The following is a 14,105-nucleotide window of genomic DNA, read 5'->3' as shown; positions in this document are numbered from 1 at the left end:
TATCATAATCCATTATGAAGTTAAGTGAAATTACCCCATCGGAATTCCTGAAAGTTACAGATAACAATGATTTCACTCTATATGAACACCAGGAAGAAGCCGTTGCTAAATTAAGGGAAAATAAAAATGTGATAGTTTCCGTACCTACTGCATCCGGAAAAACCCTGATAGGGTATATTTCTATTTACGATACTTATCTGAAAGGAAAGAAATCAATGTATATTGTTCCGCTCCGTTCACTGGCTATGGAAAAGTTCTCCGAATTGCTGTCACTGAGAAACCTTGGGGTAAAGGTTACAATGTCTATAGGCGACTACGATGTTCCACCATCATTCGTTAAAAATTACGATGTTATTATAGCTACATCGGAGAGAGCTGATTCCATGTTGCACAGGGACCCGGATATCCTCAACTATTTCGGGCTTGTTATAATTGACGAGATACATATGATATCTGACCCTTCAAGGGGGCCACGGCTGGAAACAGTTATATCATCATTGCTGTATCTCAATCCAGAAATCCTGTTACTAGGGCTCTCAGCAACTGTTTCCAATATTCAGGAAATTGCTGAGTGGATGAATGCAGAAACAGTTGTTTCCAATTTCAGGGCAGTTCCCCTTGAAACAGGGATAATATTCAAGGGCAATCTTATAACTGATGGTGAAAAAAAGCATCTTGGCAGGGATGATGAAGTATCACTTATTAAGGAAAGCATAGAATCGGGCGGTCAGGCGCTGGTATTCAGGAATTCCAGGAGAAATGCTGAAAAATATGCCCAGAGTATGGTTAATTTCTTTGATTTCCAGAACGATTTCGAGAAACTGGAAATACCTCCTGACCTTTTTAATGAAGCCCAGGCAAATATGGTTGCCCATGGTGTAATGTTCCACCATGCAGGCCTTTCAAATGACCAGCGTACCATGATTGAAAAATTATTCAAGCAGGGATACATAAAAATATTGACGGCGACACCAACACTTGCTGCAGGTGTAAACCTCCCGGCCAGGACAGTCATAATAAGGGATATTACAAGATTTTCTGATGGATACAGCAAACCAATATCAGGGATAGAAATTCAACAGATGATAGGCAGGGCAGGAAGGCCCAAATACGATAAAAAAGGGTATGGATATATTTATGCAGCTTCACCCGGGATGCTCCGTGTAGCAGAGGGATATCTAACAGGAGAATTGGAACCTGTAATATCGAGGATGGATTCAAATAGCCTGATAAGGTTTAATGTGCTGGCTCTCATATCCTCTGGAATTGCCACGGACCTTAAGGGCATCCAGGACTTTTATGGGAAAACCCTTCTCGCCGCCCAGAACGATATTGATGGTTATGAACTGGCTTTCGAAAGTGCTCTGTATTTTTTAAAGGATAATGACTTTATTACAGAAGAAAATGATATATACAGCGCAACAAAATTTGGAAGGCTTACCTCCGACCTGTATATTGACCCTGTAAGTTCGCTTATACTGAAAAAATGCCTTGACCTGGAATTTTCAGAGGAACTGTATTTGTATTATATATCGAAGACACCTGATATGCTCACGTTCAATTACCGTGCCAGTGATTATGAATACCTGGAAGAATTTCTGGACAGGCATAATATATCTGATTTTAGCGAAGAATCAATGGGCGCAGCGAAAACAGCAATAATTCTGAATGAATGGATTAATGAAGTTCCTATAAATACAATAGCGGAGACATTTGGCATAGGGCCGGGAGATATTCAGGCAAAGGCATCATCTGCAGACTGGATATCGTATTCGCTTTACCGCCTTGGCAGTATGTTTGACAAGGAGAATGAGAACAATCTTTTGCATCTGAATATCAGAATAAAGGAAGGGGTAAAAGAAGAGATAATAAGGATAATAGAAATCCCGCAGGTTGGCCGTGTCCGTGGCCGCAGGCTATATAACAATGGATTTAAATCAATAGATGATATAGCAAATGCGAGGGTAGAAGATATTTCACGGATATTTGGATTTTCAACCAAACTGGCTAAGGATATAATAGAAAATGCAGGGAAATTGAATAACAGGTACTACAGGTAGAAATAATGTTGCATGTCAGGGTAGATAAGGAAAATGGGCAGGAAACAATCAATAAATTAAGGGAGCTGGATCTGATCAACAGGGAATACAAAATACTTAACGACGGAACATATGTATATATCCCTGTAAATAAAAACAATATAGATTTTTATACCGTTGACATTGAAGGGGCTCCCTCGAACAGGATTGAACCTGAAAAAATTTCATTTTCTTATGATATAATAGGAAGCATTGCGATAATAAAAGGAAAAACTATAGAGGATGCAAAATACCTTTCCGATTTTCTTAAAACCAGAAAAAATATTAAAACCATTTACCTGGATAAGGGAATAACGGGAGAGTTCAGGACAAGGCAATTAACACTGATTTATGGAGAACCTGTTTATAAAACCATTTACAGGGAAAATGGAATAAGGCTAATGGTGGATGTGTCAAAGGCATATTTTTCTCCGAGGCTGGCAAGTGAGAGGCTCAGGATTGCAAAGGAAGTATCTGATGGAGAAAATATAGTAGATATGTTTGCCGGGATTGGGCCATTTTCCATACTCATTGCAAAAAACAGGGAAAGCAGCATCGTTGCTATGGATAAAAACCAGAATGCAATTGATCTTTTACTGGAAAATTTAAAGCTGAACAGGCTAAGAGGAGAAATAACGCCTGTTGCTGGTGATTCAGGTGAGTTAATACAACAGTATGAAAATGTTGACCGGATTATAATGAACCTGCCACATGATGCCAGTGAATTTGTTGGCGTAGCTTATAAATCCCTGAAAATTGGTGGTTTAATTAACTATTATGAGATATGCGATTTGCCAACACTTGAGGGGAGGATGGAATCTTTCAGGGAAATGGGCCTTGAACTTGTATACAAAAGGGTAGTGCATGGATTTTCTAAATATCAAAATATGTATTCTATGGAATTTAGAAAATTATAGTGGTCTTTGATAGACAGCAAAGATCCTACGCAATAAATCCTGAACCTGCATATAACCGGAGGCCACAACGAAAATATAAAATCCAGAATCATAATTGAAACTACATAGTTCTGTCAATGGAATCCAGAAAACATATGACACCCTTTCTTATATCCTGCCCTTTTTCTGTTAGTTCATATGTTACAACTTCTTTTCTACACCTTTTTACAATTCCAGCATCTGTAAGCTCTTTCAACCGTCTGGCTATAATTGTTCTATTTGAACCTGGAATTGAATTATAAATATCGTTAAAGTTCTTCCTTGTGTTATTGTTTCCTATCACGCCCAGAATAAATAATGTATAGCGTTTTCCCAGCAAATCGAATACAGGCAATGAAGTATCAATACAGATAGTTTTTTCATTATCATATATCATGCATGCTTCAGCTCTTGAATTTTTCATAATATTACAATGTTAATACCTATAAATCTTTAACCAAAGTCAAATTTTTGTTACTTAATGGGTTTAATAGGAATATGTAATAATATATTATGGCAAAGACAGTTGAATTAAAAGTATATGGAATGACATGCGATGATTGTGTGAGGCACGTAAGCGGTGGGCTAAAGCAGGCGGAAGGCGTTACTGATGTTTCTGTTTCCCTCAAAGACGGAATGGCAGTCGTTAAGGCCATGGATACTGTTGATCCGGAGAACCTATTAAAGCTGGATGTTTTCAAAGGCCAGTATAAAGCACAGTTAAAAAGTGTTAAAAATGAGTGAATACGATCTGGCAATTATAGGTTGGGGAGCAGCTGGTTTTGCCGCCGCCATTAAGGCTAGTGAACTAACCTCTAACCAGATGAAAATAGCTTTAATCGGCACTGGACCAATAGGGGGGACATGCGTAAACGTTGGATGTGTCCCATCTAAATTTTTAATAGAAGCTTCTAAGAATTATAAGGAGGCAACTAAGCCATCATACCGTGGAATAACAGCAAATGCAAATATTAACTTTTCAGAATTTATGGAATCGTTGAATGATTTTGTTTCCACTGAGAGGAATACCAAATATGCAGATGTAATAAAAAATTTCGAAAATATAGATATGTATGAAGGGATGGCAAAATTTATTGATAACAATACAGTAGCCGTAAACAATAAAGATATAAAAGCACTTAATTTCATTATTTCAACCGGATCAAGAACATTAATTCCGGAAATTAAAGGGCTTACAGATTATTACACAAGTGACACAATCTGGAATATGAGAGAACTTCCAGGGAAGATAGCTGTATTAGGTTCGGGTGAAGTGGCACTTGAACTGGCATATGCCTTCTCAAACTTTGGCACTGAAGTCCATATTTTTAACAGGTCCAATAGAATATTGAAAGGATTTGATGAAGATATTAATAATCACCTGATAAACGCTTTAAAGACTAACGGGATAATCTTTCACCTTGGGCAGAATTTTCAGGAAATTATAAATAAAAATGGCAAAAAAAGCATAGTTACAGAGGCGGGAACATTTGACAACTTTGATAGCTTGCTTGTTGCCACAGGAAGGGTGCCACAAATAGACAAATTAAACTTAAAAGCTGCTGGGATTTCAACCGATAATGGTATTGTTGTTGATGATAGCCTTAAAACCACAAATCCAATTATATATGCAGCTGGAGACTGCATAAGGCAATCATTAAAACTGGAAACACTCGCTGGAAAAGAAGGCGTTATCGCAGTTGAAAACATGCTTGGTGGGAGTAGAACAATCAATATGCATGAAGTGCCATGGGTAGTTTTCACTGAACCAAATGTTGCATCGGTTGGATATACAGAGGCAGAACTGAAGTCGAAAAATATAGAATATGATGTGAGAACCGTGGAATTAAAAAATGTCGTAAAAGCCAACATCCTGAATAGTTATGACGGTATTGCTAAGGTCATATCTGGAAAGGATAAGAAAATTCTCGGGGTTCATGTTGTGGCACCTATGGCCGCAGAATTTATAATTGAGGGAGTATACCTTATTCAAAATGGGTTAACCTACGACAACCTCATAAATGCTATGCATGTATTCCCTACTGTAGCAGAATCTATAAAAATAGGTGGACAGGCTTTCATAAGGGATATATCAAAGATGAGCTGCTGTATGGACTAGTATCATTAATATAAATAATTGATACAATATTTTGGCGAAACATATAGCACATGATATTTTTTACTAAATTTGATATTGCTGTAAATTTTTAATCGTAATTAAAATAAAATTATATAGAATTATCACGCGGCCCTAAAAAAATATAAATATATACTTTATAATCATTATAAACAGATGAGTATAGCCCATAAGATAGGAGATATCGCCTCAGGCGTTTACGAACAGGCTTTAATGGAAGAGATAAGGAAAGCCGATGTCCCACTTCATCTAGGGATTATTACTGATGGAAACAGGAGATATGCCAGGGAAGCAGGGCTCACTCCTAATGAAGGCCATGTAAGAGGCAAGGATAAACTGGAAGAAGTTCTCGACTGGGCAATGGAAGTGGGAATCAGGATAGTTACAGTGTATGGTTTTTCAAGTGAAAATTTTAAGCGCGATCCGGAGGAGGTAAATTTTCTATTTGATTTAATCAATGACTCACTCCGCGGGCTCCTGAAAGATGACAGGATATTTAAAAATCAAATAAGGGTGCGTATTATTGGGGATTTCAAAGGGCTTCCAGAATACCTTGTAAATACTATCCATGATGTTGAAAAAATAACAGCAGGGTTTAAAAAATTTAAGTTTAATATTGCTATTGGCTATGGAGGAAGGCAGGAAATTATAGATGCTGTAAAGAATATAGCGGCGGATGTTGTTTCAAAAAAGTTAAAAATTGAGGATATCAATGAAAAACTATTCAGGAACTACCTCTATGATAATACATTAACAGACCCTGACCTTATTTTAAGGACAAGTGGCGAGGAGAGGATTTCTAACTTCCTCCTCTGGCAGTCTGCTTATTCCGAGCTATACTTTTCCGATGTTAACTGGCCAGACCTGAAAAAACTGGATTTTTTAAGGGCAATATATTCCTATCAGTCAAGAAAAAGGAGGTATGGAAAATAATGTATGTTGCAATTGATGACACAGACAGCCAGGATAAGATGTGTACTACCTACCTTATCTACGAAATAATTTCCCGTGGCGAATACGATATTATAGGAAGCCCGGAACTCGTCAGGCTCAACCCGAATATAGGGTATAAAACGAGAGGAAATGGAGCACTTAATATTAATCTCGGAAAAGGTTCAGGGAATACCTCTATTATAGGAAAGGCAAATGGCAAATTTATTAAATCATATGAAAAAGTTGCCGGAGAACCTGACAAACAAGAATTGATGGATTTTATCTCATCAATTGTAGAAGATTTCTATGTAAAAGATGATGATAAAACTAATCCGGGAATAGTAATATCAAATGATAGATTCCATTCTGGACTTTACGGAAAAGCCCTTCAGGATGACATAAGTATAGAATTTATAGAAAATTATCTTTCCGGGAGGGCAATTTACAGGAAAATAAAAACAGGGCATGGCATAATAGGGTCGTCTGCTTCCCTTGCATGGCCTGGAAAAAGGTATACATATGAACTGCTAGACTACAGATATCCAAATTATGGGGATATAACATATGGAGAAAAAATTGATATTTCCTCAATTCCGGAGAGTTTTTATTCAACATTCAACAATATTGACATTAAAAACAGATACCCTGCAATTTTCCCGAAGCCGAAGACACCGGTGATATTTGGGGTCAGGGGAGTCGATAAAAATGACCTCATAACAATATATGATAGAATAAAGGAAAGGCATAATATTGATGATCAGGGCTATATTATATACAAAACAAACCAGGGCACAGATGACCACATAATGCCAGAACCGGATTATCTCTCCAGCATGGGCTCATATTCCCTTACCGGCGTAATATCCGGGGAGCCCTATACAATAGAAGGTGGGCATAGCTTTGTAAATTTTAAATATAAGAATGAGGAAATAAAACTGGCTGCTTTTGAACCTACAAAAGAATTCAGGAAAGTATTGATGTCAGTGATACCCGGTGATATTGTAAGCGCTTATGGTTCATATGCTAAGGGAACTATAAAACTTGAGAAACTTCGCGTTATAAAAAAAGCCAGGCTATATAGGAAAGAGCCTCCGGTATGCCCGGAGTGCCATGTTAAAACCAGGTCCAAGGGCCAGATGGATTACAGATGCCCTGTATGCAAAAAACGTTATAAGAATCCAGAAATTACTGAAATAACAAGGGAGTTGGAGGAAAAATTCTATGAGGTGCCCGTAATAGCGAGGCGTCACCTTTCCATGCCATTAAAATTGATGCCGTACTTTTCAGATATACCGCAAACCAGCGGGGTGTCATAAATGATATGCATCACAGGAATCCCGGGCTCCGGCAAAACAACAATATGCAAAATGTTGAATGCCAACGGAATCAAGTGCACAGGGTTAAATGATATCGCATCTGAGTGTGGGGCCCTGAATGGTAATACCGTGGATGTTGATGTATTGAGAAGGGAGAATATAAACTCTGAAGTTGTTGAATCCCACTATTCCCATATGCTGGAATGCAAATATGTAATAATACTTGAAGATAATGAGGAACAGTTAATCAGGAGAATGAAATCCAGAGGATATCCGGAATCTAAAATTAAGGAAAATATTGATGCCCAGCGTTCCGGGGTGATTTACTGGGAAGCATCTGACAGGCTGCCCGCAAACCATATATTTGTTGTACATGAAGATTCCAGGAGCATTAATGAAGTGTTTAAAGATGTGATGGGCATCATATTATCGCTTCATGATAAAGTTAATTAATCTATTTCCTTTTATCACATATGTACAAATGCGATGATATTAAAGAAATAAGGGTCAGATATGCTGATGAAACTGACAGGGAATTAAGTGCTGAGGAAATTAAAGAAGCGTGTAATAAAGCCAATGAGGCTAACGATTCCATAGAACGTGTTTTAATGAAGAAGGAACCAAAAGAAGTAAGATATGTGGAAATAAACCCAAAAAAGTATACAACCCTTAAGAACGAGGCAGGTACAGTGCTTAAACCAATGCCACCCTATTAAATTTAACGTTTTTCAGGGTGTAGAATGGAATGTGCAAAAATAAATTATTATTGCATGGCTATATTATTCTGTAATAATATAATCAATAAATTTCGTGCCAGTAAAGACCATGATTTAATAAAATTAATACCTTAACACCCTTTATAAGGTGCGTTTATATAAAACAATAGTTTATTTATCCAGCTTTTTCTTCAAATCATTTATCTCAGTCTGAATTGACTTGTCCATAGGATTTTTTCTAGCCTTCTGCTCGAGTTCATCAATTTTCATTTCAATGCTTTTTCTTTTTCTATTTAAATCTCTTTTTCCGAGTCCCATTATTTATGATATTAACATTGTATAAAAATATTGATTAAAAACTGGTACATTTTTAAAAATTATAACCTGTAAAATAAAAATTTTAATAGAATTCTTCAAGATCTTCTTCCGTAAGCTTATACGGAGCAGTATCCTTCAAATTGTATTCCTTTAAGGTTTCATCAACATCTTCGTAAACTGGTGCATCTACGTCATATAATATGCCTATAGGTATAGAATTGGCTTCTTCGCCCCATTCCGATGCATGCTTGAACGCTTCGTAGAAATCCTTTCTATTGTTATCCTTCAGTTCGTATGTTGTCTTTCTGAAGAATTCGTACCCTTCCACCTTATTATATGTAACACAGGGGCTGAACACATCTATAAATGAGAAACCCTTATGCTGTATAGCTGCCTTTGTTAATTCCGCCAGCTGTTTAATATTGCCGGAAAGTCCACGGGCTACAAATGTTGCACCTGCTGATAATGCATAATGTAGCGGATTGAATGGGGGCTCAATATTCCCATCAGGGGTACTCTTTGTAATTCTTCCTATAGGGGTTGTTGGCGATGCCTGCCCTGTTGTTAATCCAAATACCTGGTTATCTGATACCATGTATGTCATATTTACGTTTCTTTTTGCAGCATGATAAAAGTGCTGCGAACCTTCGAAAAATCCATCGCCGTCTCCACCATATGCGATAACGGTTAGATTTTTATTGGCCCATTTTATACCTTCAGCTACTGGAAGTGAACGCCCGTGCAACCCATGGAAACCATAGGTATTTATAAACTCGGGCATATTGCTAGAACATCCTATGCCGGATGAAATAACGGTATTTTCGGGTTTGATATCAAGCTCCGACAGTGCCATTGTAATTGCTCTCAATTGCGAGAAGTTCCCGCATCCAGGGCACCAATCAGGTGCTACTTTTCCTTTGTATTCAGTTACAGGTATCATATTTATTCCTCCACTTTTATTTTTTTGCCAAATATCATTTCTTCCAGTGACAATGCCAGATCGGCAGGGAAGAAAGCCTCGCCATCGTATTTTCCCAGGAACTGGGTATCTACAAGGAATTCTTTCCTTATCAGCCCATTTAGCTGCCCGGAATAATTGTTTTCAACAACTATTATTTTCTTTTTTCCTGCAAGCAGTTTCTTTATATCATGATTCATGGGGAATATGTGTGTTATTTCTATGGCACCTATTTTTGTACCATTTTTCCTCATGCAGTCTATAGCCTCTTCAACTGCACCCTTTGTAGATCCCCACTGGATAACCACATATTCTGCATCTTCCATTTTATATGTAGGTGTCGGTGGCATTTCTTTTATATATAAATTCAGCTTTTTCATTCTCTTTTCCATGGAGAGCTTTCTCTGTGTCGGGTCTGTTATTGCATCGCTAACAACTGCGCCGTATTCATTATGCTCATCGGAATCCTCGTTATGCATTAACCCTGGCTGCCCCGGAAATGCCCTCTTGGAAATGCCGTTTTCTGTATATTCATATCTTTTATAATCAGCTTCACTGGCATCTGCTAGAAGTCCCCTGTCCATTTCATATGAAAGGTCTAGATCTACTGTTTCGTCATGTTCAGCCAGATATAAATCGGTAACAACAAATACAGGAAGCTGGAATCTCTCAGCAAGGTTGAAAGCCTCCTTTGTGAGGTCAAATGCTTCTTTAACTGTTCCCGGTGCGAGCACTATTCTTGGCATGTCTCCCTGTCCGGCACCAAGCACCTGGTTGAGATCTCCCTGTTCAGTCTTTGTTGGAAGCCCGGTTGATGGGCCTGGCCTCTGTGCTTCATATATAACCAGTGGAACTTCGGTCATTGCTGAAAGCCCAACACCTTCAGTCATAAGTGCGAACCCGCCTCCTGATGATCCTGTTGCGGCCCTTACTCCAGCATAGTTTGCACCTATTGCTGCATTTATAGCGCTAATTTCATCCTCTGTAAGTTTCAAAAACACATGGTATTTTTTGCCATGGGTTGCAACAAACTGGAGGAAAGATGATGCTGGTGTCATAGGGTATGCAAAATACATTTGCATTCCTGCATTGATAGCCCCAAGTGCGGCTGCATCTCCACCGCCTATTGTGTATAACTTTTTATTAGATGTTTTTAGTTTTCTGTAAACTTTATAATTCTGGAGATAGTATTCATATCCCTCTTTTGCCGCGTTTATATTTGATTCTACAAGTTTTCCTTTTTTGTTGAAAACTTTTTCAATTACACCTGAAAATACGTTAAAATCCAAACCAAGAGATGCAATAACAGCTCCCAGTGCAACTGTGTTTTTCAACAATGGATTTGCATCAAATTTCAGTGCAATATCTCTCATTGGTACCGGGCAATAGGTTATCCCATCGTATTTTTTAAAATTGTGTATGGTTCCCGGGTCATATATTGCTATCCCGTTCAGGGGAGATGCTCCGCCTTCGTTTATATTCCTATTTGTATGCCTTTCAAGTGCATCGGCATTTAAAGCAACCAGAACATCCAGGCCGCTTCCCTGGTTCCTTACTTTTTCATCAGAAGCCCTTACCTGGTACCAGCTTTCGCCGCCCCTGATAAGGCTTTGATAGTAATTATACGTGCTTATGTATAAACCACTTCTTGAAAAAGTTTTTTCTAAAGTTAAACCGGCGGATTGTACACCATCTCCTGCCGCTCCTCCTATTCTGACAATTATTTCTTCCATGGTTTTAGTATTTAGTAGTGCCGTATAAATTTTTGTATGAATACGGAAATTAATTTTAGCCAATTGCCGAAATAAGTAAATTTTTCCGGATAATACAAATTTTGAAATATGAAATTTACGGGATTTCAAACATGAAATATTTAATAGTAAATAATTTAATGGACGATTATTTACTATATAGAAACCATAAAATACCTTTATCATATTAATAATCCGGTACGAATGGATAAAATCAGCAGCTACGACGTCTGGAGGGAGTTTCTCAGAACCTGGAAAACATGGTATAAGGCTTCGGAAAAAAATCTTATGTCTATGGGTGTATCTACAGTAGAATACAGAATATTGAAAAATTTAACAGAAAGAGGGGCTTTGCCCATGATAGAGCTTGCAAATATAAATATGGTAACGCAGGGTTGGATCACCGGTGTTATAGACAAGTTGGAAAAATTGTCGTATGTAATGCGTGAGAGAAGCGACTCGGACAGGAGAGTTATCAATATAACAGTCACGCCAAAAGGGAAAGCCTTCTTTAAAACAATAGAGTCAAGGCATCTGAAATTTATAGATGACACACTGAGGAATTTTAGTTATGAAGAGAGATATAATATCCTCAATTTCCTCAAAAAAATAGAGACAAATGTCGAATCAAAATAGTATTGCAGGAAAAAGATTATTATTAATGTTTAACTATGAGTTTATTCATGAATTATAATGATATATTCCTGATTATTCTTATCGTGTTTTCCTGGATAATTATAATTATAGCACTGGCACCGGCAATTAATAAATCAAAACACTTTGCAACCATGGGGCCAGCTTTAATGATAAGGTCAACAAAAAATGGTGGCGTCCTTGATGCTGTTGCCAAACATTTGCCAGCAAAATCTCTGGGGAAGATATCCACTGTACTTGTTGTTTTTGGAGGATTGCTTGCTTTTGGCATGCTTTTATATGAAGCGGTCTTGCTTACAATTATCCATATCCCCACCAGTGCTGCACCCCCTTTGCAGGATTACCTTGCACTTCCACTTATTAATCCATTTATACCGCTGGGATATGGAACTGCTAGCCTCGTTTTTGCGGTTGTAATACATGAAATGTTTCATGGTATCGTTGCAAGGAAGCATGGAATAAAGGTAAACAGTGTTGGCGCATTATTTTTTATAATCCCGATAGGAGCTTTTGTAGAACCGGATGAAAAAGAAATTATGGCGGCTGACCCTGTAGTGAGAAGAAGGATCATTGCAGCCGGCCCGGGTATAAATCTTATCATAGCTGCAATATGCATCGTATTGCTTGTTTTTGTCATGATGCCTGCCTCGACCCCTATTCACAGTGGCGTTTATGTAGATAATTCTACAACACTTTACAGTGGACATGCAATACCGAAAGGAATGGAGATTACCTCATATGGAAATTTAAGCGGGAAACAGCTTAACAATCTGGAAACAACTTCCATGATTACACCGGGATTGGCAAATATTACATTGTTTAATGGAAAAACCGAAACAAATGGAAGCGTACCGACGGGCGTGGCCATTGTGGATTTAATTTCCGGTTGTCCTGCGGCGGCGGCAAATGTCTCCACAGATTCAATCATATATAACATAAGCGATGCAGGGCACAGCCACATTATATATAACATAAATACTCTGGGCGATGTTCTGGATAACATAACACCGGGTACAACAATAAATATGACGGTACTAACATTCCACACGGGAAAAACTGTACCTGCATATACAACATATACAATGAAAACTGTTTCCACATATCATTATTATGCAAAGAATGACCCTACGGCAAATAAGGCAGCATACAAAAATGAAAGTTTTATCGGGGTGCAGATAGATTATTCAGGTATAGGGTATGAATCCATTGATAGCCTGCATAGCCTTGTTTTCGGCGGACAGCTGGTGGGCCCAAATTTCTACGAAACCCTTGGCCTGCCACTTCTCGGGCTTTCACCCATACCGGCTTCATTATCCCACATGTTTTCTACGCCCTTTAACTCATATATCTTCTTTGGAATAACCAATACCCTTTACTGGTTCTTCTGGATAGATTTCCTTCTTGGCATTATGAACGCACTGCCATTATCCATACTGGATGGGGGTCAGTTCTTCAGGGATACCCTGACAATTGCATCAAGAAGAGACAGGCTGAAATTCCTGAGGGATGAAAATAATGTCAAAAAAATATATTACGCAATGGGAATATTTGTATTCCTTCTTTTGATGTATATTATAATAGCTCCGCGGATAATTTAACCTGTAAATAATATACGGATAACATACTACAGGTCACAGGTTAGTTATAAATTTTTTAATATTGTTGAAAAATATATCCGGCTTTTCAATCTGAACGCAATGACCTGCACCATTAATTTTGACAAAGGTTGATGAAGGAATCAGGTCATGGTATCTTAACCCATGGCTAACCGGCACTACATTGTCCCGCGATCCCCAGAGGATAAGAACCGGCTTATCGATTCTGTTTAATTCGTTCAGTATATGGTCAACACCGAGCCCGCCTATAATAATTGATGAATTTATTAATTCCGGGTAGTCTATCAGGCTTTTCAACGCCACACCTGCTGATACTGATGGACCAACAACATTTATGGATGATAGAAAAAGGCTTTCCGCAAAATCCTTTATAAATAACGCACCTTTAGAAGGGGATGACCCGAAATTATAACTGTCATTTGCTTCAGAATTTCCAAATCCCGGGAAATCCGGTGCATAAACATTGAACCCCCATTGGCCGATTTTCCTTAATGCATCGATGCCTGCCCATGAATTTGAAGTTGTTGTTGAATCATGGAGCAGGATGAAATTGCGCATATTTCCACGCTCATATGAAATGTAATAAACTGATTTTCCACCTATATCTACTTTATTTTCCTTTACTTCCATGATAAGTGATTGAACTATTGTTCTAAAATTATTCGGCTGCATGCTAAAATATAGTGTAAAATG

General features: G+C 38.0%; 15 protein-coding genes. 10 read left to right on the top strand and 5 right to left on the bottom strand.

The annotated features are described in order from the left end of the window. Positions 1 to 14: 14 nt before the first annotated feature. Complete coding sequence (locus fad_RS02840) at positions 15 to 2,060, top strand: ATP-dependent DNA helicase (protein WP_009887635.1); 2,046 nt, start codon at positions 15 to 17, stop codon at positions 2,058 to 2,060. A 5-nt stretch (positions 2,061 to 2,065) separates the two neighbouring features. After that, positions 2,066 to 2,995 (top strand): class I SAM-dependent methyltransferase, encoded by a 930-nt coding sequence (locus fad_RS02835; protein ID WP_081141698.1) that lies wholly within the window; start codon positions 2,066 to 2,068, stop codon positions 2,993 to 2,995. Between the two features lie 100 nt (positions 2,996 to 3,095). Here the strand turns inward: fad_RS02835 and fad_RS02830 are convergent, their stop codons facing one another. Then, a complete protein-coding gene (locus fad_RS02830; protein WP_009887633.1) occupies positions 3,096 to 3,437 on the bottom strand; it encodes a winged helix-turn-helix transcriptional regulator in 342 nt (113 codons plus the stop codon). An 89-nt stretch (positions 3,438 to 3,526) separates the two neighbouring features. Here fad_RS02830 and fad_RS02825 point away from each other — a divergent pair, with 89 nt between their 5' ends. The 6 genes from fad_RS02825 (at position 3,527) to fad_RS02800 (ending at position 8,115) form a co-directional block, all read left to right on the top strand. Beyond that, positions 3,527 to 3,757, top strand: coding sequence for a heavy-metal-associated domain-containing protein (locus fad_RS02825; RefSeq protein WP_009887632.1), 231 nt, complete (start codon positions 3,527 to 3,529; stop codon positions 3,755 to 3,757). Continuing rightward, complete coding sequence (merA, locus tag fad_RS02820; RefSeq protein WP_009887631.1) at positions 3,750 to 5,132, top strand: mercury(II) reductase; 1,383 nt, start codon at positions 3,750 to 3,752, stop codon at positions 5,130 to 5,132. The genes fad_RS02825 and merA overlap by 8 nt, the downstream gene beginning before the upstream one ends. A gap of 174 nt (positions 5,133 to 5,306) precedes the next feature. Continuing rightward, entirely contained in the window at positions 5,307 to 6,083 is a 777-nt protein-coding gene (gene uppS / locus fad_RS02815) for a polyprenyl diphosphate synthase (protein WP_009887630.1), read from the top strand. Next, positions 6,083 to 7,399 carry a tRNA(Ile)(2)-agmatinylcytidine synthase gene (locus fad_RS02810; protein WP_081141696.1) on the top strand — a complete coding sequence of 439 codons (1,317 nt, stop codon included), beginning with the start codon at positions 6,083 to 6,085 and terminating at the stop codon, positions 7,397 to 7,399. The genes uppS and fad_RS02810 overlap by 1 nt, the downstream gene beginning before the upstream one ends. Next, positions 7,400 to 7,852, top strand: coding sequence for an AAA family ATPase (locus tag fad_RS02805; RefSeq protein ID WP_009887628.1), 453 nt, complete (start codon positions 7,400 to 7,402; stop codon positions 7,850 to 7,852). Between the two features lie 20 nt (positions 7,853 to 7,872). Continuing rightward, positions 7,873 to 8,115: a hypothetical protein gene (locus fad_RS02800; protein ID WP_009887627.1), complete on the top strand. Its 243-nt coding sequence runs from the start codon at positions 7,873 to 7,875 to the stop codon at positions 8,113 to 8,115. A gap of 171 nt (positions 8,116 to 8,286) precedes the next feature. Here fad_RS02800 and fad_RS09385 read toward each other — a convergent pair whose 3' ends face one another. The 3 genes from fad_RS09385 to fad_RS02790 form a co-directional block, all read right to left on the bottom strand. Beyond that, complete coding sequence (locus fad_RS09385) at positions 8,287 to 8,433, bottom strand: hypothetical protein (RefSeq protein ID WP_009887626.1); 147 nt, start codon at positions 8,431 to 8,433, stop codon at positions 8,287 to 8,289. A gap of 82 nt (positions 8,434 to 8,515) precedes the next feature. After that, positions 8,516 to 9,373 (bottom strand): thiamine pyrophosphate-dependent enzyme, encoded by an 858-nt coding sequence (locus fad_RS02795; RefSeq protein ID WP_081141695.1) that lies wholly within the window; start codon positions 9,371 to 9,373, stop codon positions 8,516 to 8,518. Positions 9,374 to 9,375: 2 nt separating this feature from the next. Next, on the bottom strand, positions 9,376 to 11,124 hold the full coding sequence (locus fad_RS02790) for a 2-oxoacid:acceptor oxidoreductase subunit alpha (RefSeq protein ID WP_009887624.1): 1,749 nt from the start codon (positions 11,122 to 11,124) through the stop codon (positions 9,376 to 9,378). A gap of 222 nt (positions 11,125 to 11,346) precedes the next feature. On the opposite strand from fad_RS02790, the gene fad_RS02785 reads away from it, so the two are divergent. Together fad_RS02785 and fad_RS02780 are read left to right on the top strand one after the other, a co-directional pair. After that, positions 11,347 to 11,778: a MarR family winged helix-turn-helix transcriptional regulator gene (locus tag fad_RS02785; RefSeq protein ID WP_009887623.1), complete on the top strand. Its 432-nt coding sequence runs from the start codon at positions 11,347 to 11,349 to the stop codon at positions 11,776 to 11,778. A 47-nt stretch (positions 11,779 to 11,825) separates the two neighbouring features. Continuing rightward, positions 11,826 to 13,394 (top strand): site-2 protease family protein, encoded by a 1,569-nt coding sequence (locus fad_RS02780; RefSeq protein WP_081141693.1) that lies wholly within the window; start codon positions 11,826 to 11,828, stop codon positions 13,392 to 13,394. 33 nt (positions 13,395 to 13,427) lie between these two features. Here fad_RS02780 and fad_RS02775 read toward each other — a convergent pair whose 3' ends face one another. Next, entirely contained in the window at positions 13,428 to 14,042 is a 615-nt protein-coding gene (locus fad_RS02775) for an alpha/beta fold hydrolase (RefSeq protein ID WP_148285793.1), read from the bottom strand. Between the last annotated feature and the right edge of the window lie 63 nt (positions 14,043 to 14,105).

It is taken from the genome of Ferroplasma acidiphilum, assembly GCF_002078355.1.
GTDB classification, from domain to species: domain Archaea; phylum Thermoplasmatota; class Thermoplasmata; order Thermoplasmatales; family Thermoplasmataceae; genus Ferroplasma; species Ferroplasma acidiphilum.
The sequence above is the reverse complement of the archived record's forward strand: the minus strand, read 5'-3'. Positions and strand labels throughout refer to the sequence as shown.